The 17,811-nt window shown below is 59.4% G+C and carries 17 protein-coding genes; 8 read left to right on the top strand and 9 right to left on the bottom strand.

The window, feature by feature from the left end:
* Positions 1-463 precede the first annotated feature (463 nt).
* The 3 genes from KF814_18780 to KF814_18770 are packed head-to-tail and all read left to right on the top strand — an operon-like array spanning position 464 to position 3,546.
* The gene (locus KF814_18780; GenBank protein ID MBX3238199.1) at positions 464-1,180 is read left to right on the top strand and encodes a TVP38/TMEM64 family protein; all 717 of its coding nucleotides are present in this window, start codon (positions 464-466) and stop codon (positions 1,178-1,180) included.
* A gap of 55 nt (positions 1,181-1,235) precedes the next feature.
* A complete protein-coding gene (locus KF814_18775; GenBank protein ID MBX3238198.1) occupies positions 1,236-2,798 on the top strand; it encodes a mercuric reductase in 1,563 nt (520 codons plus the stop codon).
* Between the two features lie 55 nt (positions 2,799-2,853).
* On the top strand, positions 2,854-3,546 hold the full coding sequence (locus KF814_18770; protein MBX3238197.1) for a DUF3047 domain-containing protein: 693 nt from the start codon (positions 2,854-2,856) through the stop codon (positions 3,544-3,546).
* A gap of 99 nt (positions 3,547-3,645) precedes the next feature.
* Here the strand turns inward: KF814_18770 and KF814_18765 are convergent, their stop codons facing one another.
* Positions 3,646-4,059, bottom strand: a complete 414-nt coding sequence (locus KF814_18765) for a hypothetical protein (protein MBX3238196.1) — start codon at positions 4,057-4,059, stop codon at positions 3,646-3,648.
* Between the two features lie 314 nt (positions 4,060-4,373).
* Between KF814_18765 and KF814_18760 the strand changes: the two genes are divergently transcribed.
* Both KF814_18760 and KF814_18755 read left to right on the top strand, forming a co-directional pair.
* Positions 4,374-4,691, top strand: coding sequence for a hypothetical protein (locus KF814_18760; protein ID MBX3238195.1), 318 nt, complete (start codon positions 4,374-4,376; stop codon positions 4,689-4,691).
* Between the two features lie 227 nt (positions 4,692-4,918).
* Complete coding sequence (locus tag KF814_18755; protein MBX3238194.1) at positions 4,919-7,570, top strand: CBS domain-containing protein; 2,652 nt, start codon at positions 4,919-4,921, stop codon at positions 7,568-7,570.
* 93 nt (positions 7,571-7,663) lie between these two features.
* Here the strand turns inward: KF814_18755 and KF814_18750 are convergent, their stop codons facing one another.
* The 4 genes from KF814_18750 to pxpB all read right to left on the bottom strand — a co-directional run bounded on the left by KF814_18750 (position 7,664) and on the right by pxpB (position 10,428).
* A complete protein-coding gene (locus KF814_18750) occupies positions 7,664-7,864 on the bottom strand; it encodes a hypothetical protein (protein MBX3238193.1) in 201 nt (66 codons plus the stop codon).
* A 128-nt stretch (positions 7,865-7,992) separates the two neighbouring features.
* Positions 7,993-8,958 (bottom strand): biotin-dependent carboxyltransferase, encoded by a 966-nt coding sequence (locus tag KF814_18745; GenBank protein ID MBX3238192.1) that lies wholly within the window; start codon positions 8,956-8,958, stop codon positions 7,993-7,995.
* A complete protein-coding gene (locus tag KF814_18740; GenBank protein MBX3238191.1) occupies positions 8,948-9,724 on the bottom strand; it encodes a LamB/YcsF family protein in 777 nt (258 codons plus the stop codon). Before KF814_18740 ends, KF814_18745 begins: the two co-directional genes overlap by 11 nt.
* Positions 9,721-10,428, bottom strand: coding sequence for a 5-oxoprolinase subunit PxpB (gene pxpB, locus KF814_18735; protein ID MBX3238190.1), 708 nt, complete (start codon positions 10,426-10,428; stop codon positions 9,721-9,723). The genes KF814_18740 and pxpB overlap by 4 nt, the downstream gene beginning before the upstream one ends.
* 265 nt (positions 10,429-10,693) lie before the next feature.
* Between pxpB and KF814_18730 the strand changes: the two genes are divergently transcribed.
* The gene (locus KF814_18730) at positions 10,694-11,332 is read left to right on the top strand and encodes a DnaJ domain-containing protein (protein MBX3238189.1); all 639 of its coding nucleotides are present in this window, start codon (positions 10,694-10,696) and stop codon (positions 11,330-11,332) included.
* A 90-nt stretch (positions 11,333-11,422) separates the two neighbouring features.
* Here KF814_18730 and KF814_18725 read toward each other — a convergent pair whose 3' ends face one another.
* The 3 genes from KF814_18725 to KF814_18715 are packed head-to-tail and all read right to left on the bottom strand — an operon-like array spanning position 11,423 to position 14,393.
* Positions 11,423-12,631, bottom strand: a complete 1,209-nt coding sequence (locus KF814_18725; protein MBX3238188.1) for an amidohydrolase family protein — start codon at positions 12,629-12,631, stop codon at positions 11,423-11,425.
* Positions 12,628-13,230, bottom strand: a complete 603-nt coding sequence (locus tag KF814_18720; protein ID MBX3238187.1) for a DUF3365 domain-containing protein — start codon at positions 13,228-13,230, stop codon at positions 12,628-12,630. The genes KF814_18725 and KF814_18720 overlap by 4 nt, the downstream gene beginning before the upstream one ends.
* Positions 13,227-14,393, bottom strand: a complete 1,167-nt coding sequence (locus KF814_18715) for an alanine--glyoxylate aminotransferase family protein (GenBank protein ID MBX3238186.1) — start codon at positions 14,391-14,393, stop codon at positions 13,227-13,229. Before KF814_18715 ends, KF814_18720 begins: the two co-directional genes overlap by 4 nt.
* Before the next feature lie 263 nt (positions 14,394-14,656).
* On the opposite strand from KF814_18715, the gene KF814_18710 reads away from it, so the two are divergent.
* Complete coding sequence (locus tag KF814_18710; protein ID MBX3238185.1) at positions 14,657-16,150, top strand: CPBP family intramembrane metalloprotease; 1,494 nt, start codon at positions 14,657-14,659, stop codon at positions 16,148-16,150.
* An 86-nt stretch (positions 16,151-16,236) separates the two neighbouring features.
* Here the strand turns inward: KF814_18710 and KF814_18705 are convergent, their stop codons facing one another.
* Entirely contained in the window at positions 16,237-16,845 is a 609-nt protein-coding gene (locus tag KF814_18705) for a cupin domain-containing protein (protein MBX3238184.1), read from the bottom strand.
* A gap of 320 nt (positions 16,846-17,165) precedes the next feature.
* Between KF814_18705 and KF814_18700 the strand changes: the two genes are divergently transcribed.
* On the top strand, positions 17,166-17,811 hold a 646-nt coding region (locus tag KF814_18700), incomplete at its 3' end, for a hypothetical protein (protein MBX3238183.1).

Here is a 17,811-nt window from a genome sequence, read left to right as displayed (position 1 = left end):
CCCCCTTTATATGACTTAATTGTACCACTTCACTCCGTGCGCCAGCCGCATCCGCAACGCCACGATTCTTCAGGTGATTTTTTTCGCAATTTGCAATGGCAGTGGGGACAGGGGCGCATCCACACGTGTAAAGCGGTTTCGTAAGCGGGGTGCGAGGTACGGGTCTGCTGTGGAACCGAATGTGTTGTCGGCATGGCAGCGTCCAGGACATCAATGATCGCGTGCACGGTCGACAATACCTCCACTTGCACCCCGGCTTCAAGAGTTCTTTCGGAGGTTGCAGCCCTGCACTTGAGGGTGCAACCGAGGCCGGAAGGAGAAAAAGGCGGCAAAAGGAGGCGAGGAGCGAAAATGCATGGCCGGATCCTACTCCCGACTGCATGACCGGTCTAGTCGGCCGCGGCGCGACGCGATTGACACAGGAACGGGCAGGCCCGATGATACGGCCGGGAGCAGACAGACGATGACCACTTCTACAGATGCTTCTCTTTCCAAGAGCGGCCCGGGAACCGGCAAACTATTGTTGGCCCTGTTCGTCGGATGTGCCGTAGCGGGGGTTCTTTATTTCGATCTCGGTCGGTATCTTTCGCTGGATGCGCTGAAAGCCAATCGCGATCAATTGCTGGCCTTCACGGAGGCCAACTATTCGACGGCCGTTGCCCTGTATGTGTTGGCCTATTGCGCGGTGGTGGGGCTGTCACTTCCGGGTGGCGCGATTATGACCCTCGCCGGTGGATTCCTGTTCGGAAGCCTGCTCGGAACCCTGTATGTGAATGTCGGCGCGACGGTCGGCGCGACGCTGGCCTTTCTGGTTGCGCGGTATCTGCTTCGAGACTGGGTTGAGCGGCAATTCGGAAACAGACTCGGAGCCATCCAAGAGGGCTTCGCCCGGAATGCCTTCAGCTATCTGCTGACGCTGCGGTTGATCCCTCTCTTTCCGTTTTTTCTGGTCAATATGGTTTCAGGCCTGACCAGAGTGAACGTCGGAACCTATGTCGCGGCAACCTCCCTCGGTATCATTCCGGGCAGTTTCGTGTTTGCCTATGCGGGGCGGCAATTGGGGACGATCAATTCGCTCAAGGAAATCGTGTCCCCGAACGTGTTGATGGCCTTTACCCTCTTGGGCTTACTGGCGTTGGTGCCGACCCTCTATAAACGATTCACCGGTCAGTTGAAATGACAAAAACAAGGCGTGAGGCCGACAGGCTTCATAGAGAGAGAGAAAGGTCCTGGTCATGTCTTTGACGACCGCAGCGAGTCAGTATCTTGTTCTGCCGGATGACGAGCACAACAGGAAACTGGTGAACAATGTGCATCCTTCTGATTGGGTGAACCCCCAACCGGATGGTCGCTACAACATTGTGGTGGTTGGGGCCGGAACGGCAGGATTAATTACGGCGGTCATCGCCGCGGGATTGGGCGCAAAGGTGGCGCTCATCGAGCGGCACTTGATGGGCGGAGATTGCCTCAATGTCGGCTGCGTGCCTTCCAAGGGAATGATTCGCGCCGCGAATGTGTGGGCGCAATTGCGCAACGCGTCGCGCTTCGGCGCACACATTCCGGACGGGGTGAGTTACGACTTTGGCGCAGCCATGGCCGGGATGAGGCAGCTGCGGGCCAGAATCAGCCATGTAGATTCCGCACACCGGTACAAGTCGCTCGGTGTGGATGTGTATATCGGCCAAGGCCGGTTTGCCGGCGACGATACAGTAGTGGTCGAAGGCATGGCAGGTAATCGGACCTTGGCCTTCGTCAAGGCGGCTGTGTGCACCGGCGCAAGGGCTGCCGTGCCTTCTATCCCCGGCTTGGAAGAGGCGGGCTATCTCACCAATGAAACCGTCTTTTCGCTCACCTCGCTCCCCGCGCGCGTCGGCGTCATCGGGGCCGGCCCGATCGGATGCGAATTGGCGCAGGCCTTGGCACGGTTCGGCAGTCGAGTGTCGCTCATTGAGGCGATGCACGGTATTCTGCCGAACGAAGATCACGACGCGGCAGAATTGGTACAGCAGTCGATGACTCGTGACGGCGTCAGCTTGCTCTGTTGCGGAAAGGATCTCACAGTCGAAAAAGTTCCCGAGGGCAAGCGACTCATCCTTGATTCCCATGGGCAACAGTATGATCTCACGGTCGATGAGATCTTGGTCGGCGTAGGCCGTGCGCCGAATGTGCAAGGCTTAGGATTGGAGACCGTCGGCGTTGAATTTGATAAGACGGGCGTCACAGTGAACGATTGCCTACAGACGACGAACCCGCGTATCTATGCCGCCGGCGATATCTGTTCCCGGTACAAATTCACCCATGCCGCCGATGCGATGGCGCAGATCGTCATTCAAAACGCGCTGTTTCCGCATCCGTTCGGATTAGGATATGCGAGTGTGAAGGTGCTCAACATGCCCTGGTGCACCTTTACCACACCGGAAATCGCCCATGTCGGCTTGTACGAAGCCGAGGCGACGAAGCGCGGACTGAAGGTCGAAACCTATACCTATAAGTTTGATGAGGTCGATCGAGCCATTCTTGACGGTGACGAAGAAGGCTTTGCCCGTCTCCACATTCAGGAAGGCACCGATACGATTCTTGGCGCGACGATCGTGGGGGCGCACGCCGGTGATTTGATCAGCGAGATATCGGTGGCGATGAAGGCCGGGGCCGGTGCGAAAACAATTGCTGCGACCATCCATCCCTATCCGAGCCGTGCTGAAATCATCAAGAAGGCCGTCAATCTCTGGCGCAAAGCTCATTTCACTCCGCGCACCAAGTCACTGCTGACCAGGCTGTTTGCCTGGCTGAGACGGTAAACCTGTCATGAGATGCGTGGCTCCGCTTGTGGGTCTGGCCTTCGTCGGTGCAACGATGATGGCAGTGGCGCAGCAGCCGGCGCAATTGTCCGTGGGAAGGTTTTCTGCTGCAGCCGAAGGGACCGCATTGCCGAATGGCTGGCGCATGCTGACCTTCAAGAAGATCGAGCGGCACACCCGATATGAAGTCGTCAAAGACCAGTCGATGACCGTCGTCAAAGCGGTGAGCGAGGCGAGCGCCTCGGGATTGACCAAGGCGGTCACGATCGATCCGCATGAGTATCCGATAGTCCGCTGGCGTTGGAAGATCGAGAATATCTTGGACAAGAGCGACGTGAACCGGAAGGACGGCGACGACTATCCGGCGCGGCTCTACATCACATTTGCCTATGAACCGGATAAAGTGAGTTTCGGAAAGAAACTGAAATATAAGGCCGGTCAGGCGGTGTTCGGTGACATTCCGATCGGGGCGATCAACTATATTTGGGACAGCAAAAGCCCTGTGGGGACGGTGGTGGACAATGCCTTCACGAGCTTTGCTAAGATGATTGTCGTGGAGAGCGGGGCTCGTCGGATCGGCTCTTGGGTCCAGGAAGAACGCAATGTCTATGAGGACTATCGGCAGGCCTTCGGGGAGGAGCCGCCGGCGATCAACGGCATTGCGATCATGACCGATACCGATAACACGAAGGAACATGCCGTGGCCTATTACGGGGATATCGAGTTTGTGCGGTCTCCCCCAAAATAGTCGCGGAGAGGCATATGGAAGGTTGGGGAGAGGCCGACCTGTGCAGGGTCGGCCCCTTCGGACACCGGCGAGCTGAGGCGGGTTCGTAACCTCAGCAGGTTACTGAATGGAATTGGCGAAGCCACCGTGGGTAATCTCAGCTCGAATGGTGTCGCCCACCTTTTTGTTGCCTCGAAGATGTTTGGTGCCCTGCCCGACACGCATCTTCATTTGACTGCCGTCGTAGTCTTCAACCGTATACGTATTTCCTTGGATCTCTTTGACGGTCCCACCCACCGTTTTCCAGGCGACGCCGGGTTTGGAGTCGTATTGCCCCGGCTTGGGGGCAGAGGATTGCTCAGGCACGGATCCCAGCAAAGACGTCGCTGCTGCTGCCGATGTGGTCGCGGCATGAGGGTGATGTTTAGCCGCCTTCTCCTTCTCTTTTGCTGATGCCGGTGCAACCACGAAGCTGATCGCGGTCAGGGTCGCCACCGCGATGGCCAGCAATGAAGACTTAGCGTTGATCCTCATAACAATCCTCCTTCAATGATGACGGCTGCGGGTCGGAGACTGACTGAGCAAGCCCCATGCCTCCGTAATCAGGGGGAGAATCACTCGGATTTGTGCCGGTTGTGTCCGGTTGCGTGATAAGGCAGGACCGGCAGGGGAGGAAAACGCCAACATCTGTTCAATTTTGCCCGCCTCTTTCCTCGATTGTTTCCTGAGGTATCATCCGTTCAGCGCCACTGTTTTCGTCTCGGAATCAAAAACTCGTTGTCAACGAACAGACCCGCTAGTACGTTGAATGGCATGACAGGCATTTTGTGGTAACCAAGGGAGGATGTATGAAGCAGGTGATTGTGGGTGCGGCTATGCTGTCGATGTGTGTCCCCTCATTTGTCTTTGCGCAGGCGGAGACGCCCAGAATTGATCAGCGGCAGGCGAATCAGGAACGACGGATTGATCAAGGCATTGCCAGTGGACAACTCAATGAACGCGAGGCCACTCGTTTGAACAACCAGCAGGGGCACATCAACAACATGGAGGACAAGGCAAAGTCCGACGGTGTCGTGACGAAGAAAGAGCGCGCCCGCATTAGTCATGCGCAGGACCGCACGTCGCGCCACATTGCTCGCCAGAAGCACGACCGCCAACAGCGCTAATTGTTCAATCCGGTGCCGAGTTGGGGCAAGCGCACCACTCGGTTCCGGAGGCGTGATCGGTAACCGCGCTCGTGCTTGTTGTCGAGTCTCTTCCATGCCGTCCACAGGTCAATCTGTGGACGGCATGGTTGTATCTTCCCAAGCACTTTCCGAACACTTCATATCTGTTGCATAAACTTCTCGCGTCATGCCTGAATCGATCCATTCGATCCTGCTAGAATGCCGGCATGGATCTCATCACGACTCATTTGAATGCCGACTTTGACGGATTAGCCTCCATGGTGGCAGCCCGAAAACTGTATCCCGATGCCGTCCTGGTGTTTCCCGGCGGCGCGCAGGAGTCCGTGCGCAATTTTTTGGCTGAGCACGATTTGGGTATCTGCCGCCTGAAGGATGTAGCGCTTGAGCAGGTGCGTCGACTGATTCTGGTCGATGTGCAAGAGCCGGATCGGATCGGTCCGTTGAAGGTGCTGAGTTCGCGCAAGGATCTGGACGTCCATGTGTTTGATCATCATGGAACCGGCGAAGGATCAAACACGTCGGCCTGGCCGTCAATGACGGAACGGCATATCGAACCGGTAGGCGCGACCACGACGCTGTTGATCGAACGACTGAACGCGCAGCAAGTGGCGCTCACGGCCGCTGAAGCAACCGTGTTGGCGATAGGACTGTACGAAGAAACCGGCTCGTTGGCCTACCCCTCGACCACTCCGCGCGATCTGGACGCCGCGGCGTTTGTCCTGCGCGCCGGCGCCGATCTCAACCTGGTGGCGGAGACGTTGCAGCACCCGCTGGATCCGAACCTCATCGCCTTGCTGAACGATTTGCTCCAATCGGGAGAGATCTACTATCTGGAAGGCCGCAAAATTCTGGTCGCATCGAGCGCCTACGATCGCTATACGGGCGACCTCGCTGAAGCCGTTCAGCGGCTCGCGGAACTGCAAGGCTTTGATGCCGTCATCGTGGCCCTCGCGATGGAGGAAAAGGTTCAGATCATCGGACGGAGTCGCAGACCGGAGATCGACGTGGCCTGGATCGCGCGCGAGTTTGGCGGCGGCGGGCATGCCGTGGCCGCCGCCGCCAGCGTAAAAGGCCGTACGCTGGTGGAAGTGCAGGAGCAACTGACCCGTCTGCTGACCGAGCGTTACCGCCCCGCGCTGTTGGCTCGTGATGTGATGACCATGCCTGTCAAATCGATTGCTGCGGATGCGACGGTGAGTGAAGCCGAACGATCCATGACCATCCTTGGTGTCAATGTACTTCCGATCGTCGAGGCAAAAAACCGGTACGTCGGCATGATTTCACGGGAGATCGTTCAGAAGGCTCTGTTTCACCGGCTGGGAGACCAGCGAGTGGGGGATCTAGCCGGCGGCGGACAATATACCGCATTGCCGGATACGCCCTTTCATGACATCGAGCTGCGGATGATCGAACTGAATCAGCGTTTCGTGCCGGTTTTGTCCGACGGCCGGACGGTTGGCGTCATTACGAGGACTGATCTTTTGCGCAGTTTGCATGACGATGTGCTGGCGTCTGCCCGCGGCAAACCGAAGTCCTTGATGGGATTGGAGTCGCCCGGCGGAGTGCGGAGACGGGATGTGAAAGGGCTGCTGCGCGATCGATTACCCCCTCACGTGTACGATCTGCTGCGCATGGCAGGTGAATTGGGTGAACGGCTGGACTTCTCCCTCTACGTGGTCGGAGGTTTTGTGCGCGATCTGTTGCTCGGCCTCGACAATCTCGATGTGGATTTTGTGATCGAAGGAGATGGAATCGCATTCGCGCGCGCGCTCGCAAAGGAACGTGCAGGCCGCGTCAAGGTGCACGAGCGGTTTGGAACGGCGGTCATCTTGCTGCCGGACGGATTTAAGGTGGATGTGGCCACGGCCCGTACCGAGTATTACGAGTACCCTACTGCCTTGCCCACGGTGGAACAAAGTTCCATCAAGAAGGATCTTTACCGGCGGGACTTCACCATCAATACGTTGGCGGTGGCGCTCAGGCCTCGAACCTTTGGTCAGCTGATCGATTTTTATGGGGGCCAACGGGATCTGAAAGAGCGATTGATCCGGGTGCTGCATAGTTTGAGCTTCGTCGAAGATCCGACGCGAGTCTTTCGCGCCATCCGGTTCGAGCTGCGATTCGACTTTCACCTCAGCAAGGACACACTGGCCCTGATTAAGGGCGCGGTGAAGATGGAATTGTTCCATCGGCTTTCCGGCCAGCGCCTTCTGGATGAATTGCGGCTGCTGTTTTCCGAGCGCACGCCCAGGCAGGCCGTCCGCCGGCTGGCGGACCTGGATCTGTTGCGGTTTATTCATCCCACGTTGGCCTGGTCTGTTCGGCTGGATCGGCGACTCAGCGACCTGGAAGCGGCGTTGGATTGGTATCGTCTGTCTTGTCTTGATCGCCCCCTCAACGGATGGGTGGTCTACGCCATGGCACTCGCGGAGGTGATGCCGGATCAAGCCGTCCGTGACATGCTCAAGCGATTTCCCTTTACCGAAGCGGAACGGACCGCGATCACCCAAGCGCGATTCTCCACGCAACCGGTGTGTCGGATGTTGAACCGGCGTGCGCCTCTCCGGCCATCGGAAACAGTCGCACTGTTAGCTGGCCTATCGGATGAATGCTTGGTCTTCCTGCTGGCAAAGAATGCCTCGGACAAGGCGAAACGTTCTCTGTCCCAATATCTGACGACGTATCGTGAGGTGAAACCGATGCTCACGGGAAAGGCGCTGAAGGCCTTGGGCGTACGTCCGGGTCCGCTCTATCGCACCATTCTGGAGCGATTGACTCAGGCACGGTTGGACGGGGACGTGAAAAGCGAGGCAGAGGAACAGGCACTGGTGAAGGAATTTGCCGATCGCGCTCGTTAGCCTTGCGCGCGAGGCGAGGAGGCCACGCAGCTGCGATGACCACAGGGGATGCGGCCAGCTACACCCATCGACCACCGGATTGCAGCGAGGGGATTAAGCCAGCGGCTCAACCGGCTCGAGTTCCTCGTCGGTATCGACGGCACGAGCCTCTTTCCCCATCGCGGCGAGAAGGCCGTCGTAGACGATGCGAGCCGCGTCAGACCATTTGGGATTGAATGGGCGACCAGCGAAAGCGGCCTCGGCCGCCTTTTTCTCATCGTGGGTAATTTGTCGAGGAGTCAATGTGGTGTCCATACGAATAATAATAGATCGCTTCAGGGCAATGTCAAGGACTCAGCGCATCGCAGAGCCACTCTCGTTCGATGGGGTATTCATGAAAGATGCGCAATGATTGCGTGCGCCGTCTAGGCTGAAGTGTTCCCTCATGAACGACACGGAGGAAGAATTCGATCAAGATCCGTACGTTTCGACCGAAGAAGTTGAGATGCCTTCTGTGCGCTGACCATTCGAAACGAGAGGCTATCGCCCGGGGCCAATTGCGCGGCGAGAGAACGATCCGCGCTGATCATCATGGCGAGCTTCGCATACCCGCCTGTCGGTTGACAATCTGCCATCAGGAGAATCGGTTGTCGGTTCGGCGGGACTTGAAGACTTCCGACGCACACGGCTTCGGAGACGATGTCCGCCGAGATACGATGCGGCAGTTCCACACCCTCCAAGCGATATCCCATCCGGTCGGATTCCGGTGTCACCCGGTACGGACGGTCAGTCAGCAATCGAATGGCTTCGTCGATGAAGGAATCGGTTTGCGGACCCGGCATGAGTCGCACGGTCGGTAACTTGGAATACTGAGGCCGATAGGGTTCCGGTAACGAGCGGCCTATGGAGTCTGCGTCTGCGCGTACAATGGGTCCCACGCTGAATTGATCCCATTTCTTCACCGCTCGACCTGCCAGTCCGCCCAATCCACTGCGTACATGGGTCGAGAGACTTCCCAGTATCATCGGGCCGGTGATGCCGCCGGCGACTGTGAGATAGGCGCGGGCGCCCTGCCGCCGCATCCCGAACTGCAACCGGCTTCCAGCCTTCATGGCGATCATGGTCCACATGGGAATGGCGAGGCCGTCGGTGGTCGGCGAAAGGTCGGCGCCGGTCACGGCAATAAAGAGGGCCTGCTCGAACAAGAGTTCCGGCCCTTGAAGGGTCATCTCCAAACCGGCAGCCCCGTCAGGATTTCCAAGCAATCGATTGCCGACCGTCAGCGCCCAGGCATCCATCGCACCACTGACCGACACGCCACATCGCTGATACCCGCACCGGCCGAGATCCTGCACAGTCGTGAAGAGGCCGGGATGCAACACATGAATAACCGGCGGCTTAGTCGGCATGATCGAGGCGCCTCACGGAAATTCCGTCATCGTCGAACATCATTCGTAGCGCATGGGCCAGGCGGACGGCACCGGGCGTGTCCCCGTGCAGACAGAGGGTATCGACGTGGAGGTGGAGCAACGTCCCATCGCCAGCGGCGAGGGTGCCTTCATGTACCAGTGACCGCGCTCGGGCGACGACGGTCGATTCGTCATGGATGAGCGCATGTGTCTCAGTTCGGGGTACTAAACGACCATCAGCCCGATAGCCTCGATCCGCGAATCCTTCCGCGGCCACGATCAGCCCATGCGCTCTTCCAGAGTTGAGAAGTTCCGACCCGGCCAATCCGACGAGGATCAACCGCTGATCGAGTTGAACGATACCAGCCGCGACTGCATCGGCGAGCTCTGGATCGCGCGCCGCCATGTTGTAGAGGGCTCCATGCGGTTTCACGTGAGAGAGCCGGATGCCTTCCGACTGCCCGATCGCCATCAATTCACTCACCTGCGAGAGGATGAGGTCCAGCACCAACGCTTGCGACAGCGGCAGTTCCCGGCGTCCGCGTGATTCTCGGTCAGGTAACCCGGGATGCGCGCCGATTGCCACATCATACTGTCGCGCCAGCTGCACCGTGCTGCGCATCAGTGCCGTATCACCCGTATGTACGCCGCAGGCGATATTTACTGATGTCATATAGGGCATGAGCCGAGCTTCTGCATCCCGTTGCGCCGGGGTTGCCGCCTCGCCGAGATCACAATTCAGATCGATGCTGCGCGTACGGGTCATGTCCGGTCTTCCGACAGTTCCTTGAATTCGTCCTCTTCGATCGGCACGAATCTCACCTGGTCGCCGGGCGCGAGCAGGAACGGTTTGGGCCTGTGGAGATTGAACAGAAGCACCGGCGTACGCCCGATGATGCGCCAGCCGCCCGGGCTGGCCTGAGGATAAATGCCGGTCTGTGTGCCTGCGATGCCTACTGATCCGGCAGCCACCTGTTTGCGCGGCGTCTGCAGCCGAGGGGTAGCGATGCGCGCAGGCACGGTTCCCAAATAGGGAAAGCCCGGACTGAATCCCAGCATGAACACCCGATAGGTGGCGGAGGCATGGAGCGCGCCGGCTTCTTCGGGAGTGAGTCCGGCCTGCTTCGCCACATCGGTCAAATCCGGTCCTGCAGCGTCTCCATACCAGACCGGAATCGTGTGGGTGATCGATGAGGGCGAGGGCGCTACCGCCGCGTTCATCGACAGAGCACGAAGGTCTTTCATGATCGTGACGGCATCGGTGAGCATTGCGTTAAAATAGACGGTGGCGGAGCAGTAGGTGGGAACGACCTCCATGAGACCTGGAATCACGGTCTGGTCTACTGCGGCGGTAAAGGCCAGCACCAGTTCGTTCGTGTGAAGATCAATCGTGTTGCCGAACTCGACGGTGACGGCGGACTCGCTGAGCTGGACCATACGAGAAATCATGTTCACGGCCTGCTCCGTCATGATTTCCACCGCCGGCAGCGGGGCCTCACTTCGGTAACGGTCTGCCTTTGGTTCGGTGGCAAATGGAAGTATGGCCAAGCCAAGGACATAGATCAATGCGATGGTACTCGCGGCATTGTTGACGCCATTGATACGTCGTGACGCCCTTTGTCCATGCCACGCTGCGGGTCTTCCGGGTGCGGATCACGTGCCGCCACGCTACGGGGAGGAGGTCGCGCTGTCAAGGTGAAGCCTGCAAAGCAGACATGGTATAGTCCCTCGCACTATGCCGCGTGTTGATTATTATCGCGTTCTCGGGGTGTCGCGGGACATTTCCGATGACGAGATCAAGAAAGCCTACCGCAAGCTCGTCTTCGAGCATCATCCCGATCGCAATCCCAACAACAGCAAGGCTGAGGAGAAGATCCGTGAGATCAACTCCGCCTATGAAGTTCTCGGGGATCCCGAGAGCCGGCGCACGTACGATCGCCTGCATTGGGGCGAGGAGATGCGGCCGGAGACCGTCGATCCGGCGCTGATTCTCGAGGAGATGGAGAAGAGGCTCTTCGACGAGGGCCGCAAGGAAGTGTTCGCCGTCCTGATGAAAATGGTGCCGCGGATCAAATCCGAATTGGCCATCATTCGCGAACGCACGGTGGCGCACCAGGGGTATGATACGTTCAAAGAACCGATCGTCGAAGCGCGAGGGGCGGAAGTGCTGGATGAATTCGTGACGCCGGAAATGGAGCAACGCAAGCATCGCCTGCTCGAAGTGGCGGTGCAGATGATGGTGTCGCAGTCCGTGGTTGCCAGGGGCGACGAAGGCGGGATTCGCGCGCTACGAGGCCGTCTGGAGGAGATGTTCCGGAAGGGACGAATCAATGGGTTCGCCACGGCGCTGGAGCTGCTGTATCAACGCAGATGAATAAGAAGGTAACGCTCACGCGTGAAGAGTACGCCACACGCGTACGATGAAACGGTTCCGGAGCGTTGCTTCCTCGGACGCGGTTTCCCTTTACGTCTCCGAAAGCGGTCCTGATACAAATCGCCCGCCTTGCATCACTCCTGCGATCCGTTCCCGTTTCAGGAGCAGTCCGATATTTCTTAACGGATTGCCTTCCACCACCAAGAGATCTGCCTGCTTGCCGGCTTCAATGGTGCCGATTTCTGCCGAAAGTCGCAGCAATCGCGCGGCGGCGGACGTGCTCGTCATGATGGCATCCATCGGTGTCATGCCCAGGGTGACCATGCGTTCCAATTCCTGCGCATTGTCGCCGTGGTAATTAAAAGGTGTGCCGGCATCGGTTCCTAGAGCAATGGGGACGCCACGCCGGACGGCGGCGCGGAAACTCTTCTCGTGTTGCCGGACCATGTTTTTGGCCTTTGAGCGGGCGCTGTCGGGGATGCCGCAGCCGGTCGGACAGGCAGCCGTGGTGGCCAGAGCGGATAGTGTGGGCACCATATACACCCCGCGCTGAGTCATCAGGCCGGCGGCCTCCTCGTCCATGAGCGTGGCATGTTCGATCGAATGGACCCCGGCGCGCAGGGCGTTCTTCATCCCCGAGGCACCATGGGCATGAGCCGCCACGTGCCGGCCATGGGCGGCGGCGACTTCAACGGCGGCTCTCAGTTCTTCGACAGTCATCTGGGCCTCGTCCGGGGAGGTCCCTGGAGTCAGGACCCCGCCTGAGGCGATCACCTTGATCACTTCGGCGCCGGCCGTAAGCTGATCCTGCACGGCGGCCCGCACGGCCTCGATTCCCTGTGCTTCACGCCCGATGAAGCGGGCATGTCCGCCGGGCATGCAGATCGCCAGACCTGCGGCGAGGATGCGTGGCCCCGGCGTGAGTCCCGAGGCGATGGCTTTTTTTAACGTAAACACGGCATGATCACGGAAGCCGACATCCCTCACGGTGGTGAAGCCGGCCTGCACGGTGCGCCGCGCCAGTTCCGCGGCCTTCAGCAACGTGACGACCGAGGATTCCTGCTCGACGGCCGCAACCACATCGGCTTCTGCACCCAGGCAGAAGTGGACATGGCAATCGATGAGACCCGGAAGGATCGTCAGGCCACGGCCGTCGATGCGTTGTGCCCCTCGAGGCAGACGTACGGTCTGATCCGGTCCGGCAGCCACAATGCGATCGCCTTCAATCACGACCGTGCCGCGCTCAATCTTGCGGCCTTGGCCGTCGAGGATACGAATCTGTCGGATGGCGATGGTCATGGGGCCTCGCTGATGGGAATGGTGACGATGACACCGCCCATGATGTCGTTGAGTTTATAGTCGCGCCTGGGGCTGTTCGCATGCCCGTTGTGACAGGATACGCAGCTCTCGGAGACCGCCCGGTCGGCGTAGATGCCTTGGAAGTACCGCACCCCGCCCTGCTGATAAAAGCCCGTGAACGGTTTCTCCGGCGCCTTCATGACGACTTCCAGGCCGCGTCGTTCGAACTCACTGTTCGGGCCGTTCCACACGTAAATCGGGGTGAGGCTGGCGAGCCGGAAACTCAGTTTCATGTCTTTCTGGGCAACCAGCCGGCCTGATTCGAGAAGGAATTGGGCGGGCAGGGGAAGTCCTTTTTCTTCTTTCCAATGTTCGAGGGCTTCGACCACGCCTTGGGTGTGCAACTTGTCGACGACGTTCTGCGTGTAGTTGGCGCGATTGGCATCGATCACCGCATGAATGAAACTGGTCACCCGTTCGGGCGCGACCATGTCGGCTTTGCGTGACTCTGCCACGGCGAGGGCGATGACCCAGTAGGTGATCGCCGCCACGAAGCCGGCTACCCCCGCCATGACGATCCAGAACCCGTTTCGACTCATGCACCCCTCCTCGCCGACAACTGTGATTGGGTATAGGTTTCGACCGCCGCCTGCACCGCGCGACCTGGCTGATCCAGCCAGCCGTGTTGCGCGAAAATGTCTTCCAAGGCGTTGAGCAGCGTCAGCACGTGCGCCTGCTGACAGGACTCGCCCATCAGCCCGATTCGCCAGACCCGCCCGCGCAGCGGCCCCAGGCCACCCCCGATTTCAATCCCGTGGTCTTGCAACAGCTGCGTTCGCACCAGCGTATCCTCGATGCCCTCGGGCAGGGTGACGCAGTTGAGCATGGGGAGTCGATGCGCCGCCGGAGGGAGCGGCCGTAGGCCCAGAGGCTCAAGGCCGGCGAGTAAGGCGTCGCTGTTGAGTTGATGGCGGATGAACCGCGGTGGCAGTCCTTCCTCATGGATCAGCCGCAGGGCTTCGTGCAATCCATACAGCATAGAGATGGGCGCCGTGTGGTGATAGGCGCGGCTGCGGTCATTCCAATATTCGGCAATCAATGAGAGGTCAAGGTACCAACTGTGACAGGGTGTCCGTCGCTGTCGAACGGCTTCCATGGCTCGGGGGCTCACCGTCAACGGGGCCAGGCCAGGCGGACAGCTCACGCATTTTTGCGTGCCGCTGTAGCAGGCATCAATGCCCCATGCGTCAACCTCGACGGGGAGGCCTCCGAGGGATGTGACGGCATCGATGATCAATAAGGCGCCGTGCGCCCGACAAAGGGCGCCGACGTCTTCGAGCGGTTGCCAGGCGCCGGTTGAGGTTTCCGCATGCACCAGTACCACCGCCTTGACCGGGCCGCCTCGAGACAAGGCATCGTGCACGGCATCCAACGAAATGATCTGTCCCCAGGGCGCCTCGATACGTAGCGGGATACCGCCGCTCCGTTCAATCATGGTGGCCAGTCGTGAACCGAACACGCCGTTGACCCCTACGATGGCGCGGTCGCCCGGCTCGATGAGATTGGCGATCACGGCCTCCATGCCTGCCGATCCCGTGCCCGGGAGCGCGATGGTGAACTCGTTCTCCGTCCGGAACAGGGTGCGGAGCGAGGCTTGAATGGTATTCATCAGATTCAGGAAGATCGGATCCAGATGGCCGACCAGTGGCTGCGACAGGGCATGAAGCACGCGCGCATGCACCATGCTCGGGCCGGGACCCATCAGTAATCGATGCGGGGGGACGAATGCGTGATCGTGCGAGGAAAGGCTCATGGTTGAAACTGATCGTGTCCGCTCGCCAAGCGGGGGCGCACCGTCTCGGGAACAACGCCTGGCGTGGCGAGTGGCGTAGTATAGCGAAACCGGAGGGGGTTCAGCCATGGGATTGTGGCGAGATCCCGGCACCCTCTGTTGCGGGATGCTCTGCAGTTTCACCGCCATAAGGCCGGTGGTATACTCCGGCGCGCCTTACCCTTGGAGGTCTCGTGGACGCTGACGAATCGACTGGTCCGGTCTCGCAATCATCTCGCCCTCCAGCGCCCTGTGTCGGGGCGCCTCCTCCGCCGCATGCGTACAATCCCGGGTTTTCCCGTGCGGTCACGTTGTTATCTGCCGTGGTGCTGTCGGCTTCGATCGCGGTTGTGGCCTGGTTATCGTTCGATATCCCGAGAGTGGAGCGGGTCGCGGATCCCAGCCGGGCGCTGAGTCATATGGTCGGTCGTCTGATGGATCAGGCAGACGGCGTGAAGACGCTGCCGGTATGGGAACAGTTCCTCTATGACCTCACGATGGGAAGCGATGCGAACGATCGTGAGCAGGCCATTGAGTGGTATCGCGAACTGGCCGAAGAGTCGTCCGATCCGTTTGTCGATTTGCACCTGGCCATCCTGGAGGGCGAGGCGGGGCATCTTCCCGAGGTTCGGCAACGTATCTCGCGATGGACCAGGCAGTCCGCACCGTATCCGTTGTTTGCGCGACTGTTGCAGGCTGGTTACGTCGATGCGCATGTGGCGCGCAGCGCGGGGTTCGATCTGCAAGCCTCTTTGGCAGAGCAACCCGTTTCCGGCTGGTTCTACAGCCGGCTGGCGGCTCGTATTGCCGAACGCGCAGGGGATCGTCCGCTGCTCGTCACGATTGAGACAGCCGACCAGCAACGCATCGAAACATTGGTCTGGCGCTCACGGGCGTTCGCCCTGCTCGAGTTGGGCCTCATGGTCGTCGGGGGAATGGTCCTGATGGTATGGGTGCGGCGAGGTACAGGCGCGACCATGTTTCGGGTCGGATCCGCCGAGTTGCCGCCCCTGTGGGCAGGCCGTCTGGGGGCCGGTGTGTTGCTGCGCGGGGGTGCCGTTGGTGCGTTGTTGACGGTGGCGTTTCTGTTTGCCGCCGGCGACGTGCCCTCCTTGCGGGTCGTTGCGGTGCCGCTGTCAAACCTGCCGCTCCTGGCATTGGCCTATTATCACTTGCTTCGGCCCCAGCGGCAGACATTCTGGCGAGGACTGGGGTTGAGTCTTGAGCCGCGTCATGTGGGACAACTGAGTTTGGCCGTCTTGGCAGTCGTGGCAGCCGGACTTGTGGGAGAGTGGGTGTTGGGCCGCCTTGCCGAGCCACTGAATTTAATTAGTCACTGGACCGAGTGGTTCGATGCGGATCTCGTATGGGGCACGCCTCCGACTCTGATCGTCAGTTTGATGGAATATGTGGTCTTTGCGCCGGTCTTTGAAGAGTTGGCCTTCCGTGGACTGTTATTCGGCGTGTTCCGGCGGCGGTTCCAATGGGGCACAGCAGCCATGCTGAGCGCGGCCTTGTTTGCCATTGCTCACGGCTATGGATTGATCGGATTCTTGAGCGTCTTCTGGAGCGGCGTGATCTGGGCGTGGGCTTATGAGCGAACGGGGAGTTTGTGGCCGGGCATGATCGGCCATGCCGTCAACAACCTCCTGGTCTGCCTCAGCGTGATGGCGCTGTTGCGGCCCTGAAAGCGGTGTTCGAGCGAGACCACTGCATGGTTATTCCGATGGGTAGATGTGCGGACTGGTACGTGGTGGAAAGGTGATAACAACGGTCACAGCCGCCGGTGAGCCGTCACGATCAGAATTTGTGCCGGCCGCTTGCTGATGTTGCGCCAGCAGTGCCGGTTGCCTGCCGGTATCCCGGCGGCATCGCCGCGCTTGAGCTGGTGGACGTCCTCCTCCAGCGTCAATTCGAGAGATCCCATCAGGACGACCGCGAGTTGTTCTGCCTGCCGGACGTAGGGTTTATGACCGCTGGCTCCCCCCGGCTGAATCGTGATCACCATAGGCTCGAACTGGCTGTCCTTGTTGAACGGGCCGAGCGCTTCGATTTTTGCACGAGACCACTCGCTTTGGACGACCGGCCGAGAATCGGACCGGATGATGGCCGGAGGCGTCGGGTCGATGGCGCGAAAGAACTCTCCCAGGGTGACGCCCAATGCGGAGGCGATCTTTTCGGTGGAGGCAATGGACGGCGAAGCCTGGCGTAGTTCGACCTGAGAGATGAAGCTGGGAGAGAACCCGCACTTGTCGGCGAGTGTTCGCACTGAAAGATGATGAGATTTGCGAAGCCGCCGGACAATGTCGCCGACGTGCACCTCGGCTTTAGTGGGAGGCGGTGAGGCGCGTTTCAGTGGCTTGGTTTTCTTGGTAGCCGTCATGAGTCCGTTAAGAACACATACATAGAGCCGAGTGCGCAAAACCGGCTTTTTACCTGTGTAACACGTTTTTGTGGGGAGTCTCAAGGATGAGTCACTTCCCCCGTCCTCCGCGCTACGGCCGTCTGTCGAGTTCTCGACGCCCCGTCCTAGGGACTTCCCCAGCTTCCCAGACCTTCTTAATCGGGCTAAGGAAGTGTACAGTATAGCTGGACACTTGTTCAGCCGTTGTGGCGTGTTCGTTGCTCGGACGTCAGGCACCGATGGCCTGATCAGAGCAAGGACCAGTGACACATCCAGATGCGAAATATAGGGGAGGACGCTTGAAAGACAAGGTCACATGGTTGACGTTGGCGATATTTTTAAGTGCATGCGCCCTGTTATGGCTGACTGGCGTGACCAGCACCAAGCATCTCGTGGATAACCTCATTGCCGGCTATTTGTTGTCGTGGGGCTTGTATGCCCTTCTCTCCGATCTGCCGCGCAGGGAGATTCAAGGAAGGTTCGTTCTGATGACCCTCTGCGGAATCGTGGTGTTGGGAACCGCCGAATTGCTCGGCATGACGGGTCTCGTTAACTATCAAGCTCTTTTTGGGACCCAGGGGCGTGAATGGTTCGATCGCTCTGGATATGTCCGTGATCCGGAACTCGGATACCGCCGTGAGGCGCATTACCAGGAGGAAGGGGCGTTTGTGCGAGGAAATATCGGTGAAGCGCTCTGTCTTCCGGCGAATGCACCTCAACGATTCGATCTCCGGTACGACCATCGGGGGTTTCGCAACGATACGGATCTGGATCGGGCGGAGGTCGTGGTCATTGGTGATTCCTATGTGGAATCGCCCATGCTCCCTGGCGACAGTCTTCTGACGACGCAATTAAGCCATCGGCTGCGCACGTCTGTCGCGAATTTAGGGATCAGCGGATACGGGCCGGAGCAGGAACTCGTCGTGCTGAAGCGGTATGCGCTGG

The organism is Nitrospiraceae bacterium (genome assembly GCA_019637075.1).
GTDB lineage: Bacteria > Nitrospirota > Nitrospiria > Nitrospirales > Nitrospiraceae > JAHBWI01.
This window is presented reverse-complemented; position numbering and strand designations above follow the sequence as displayed.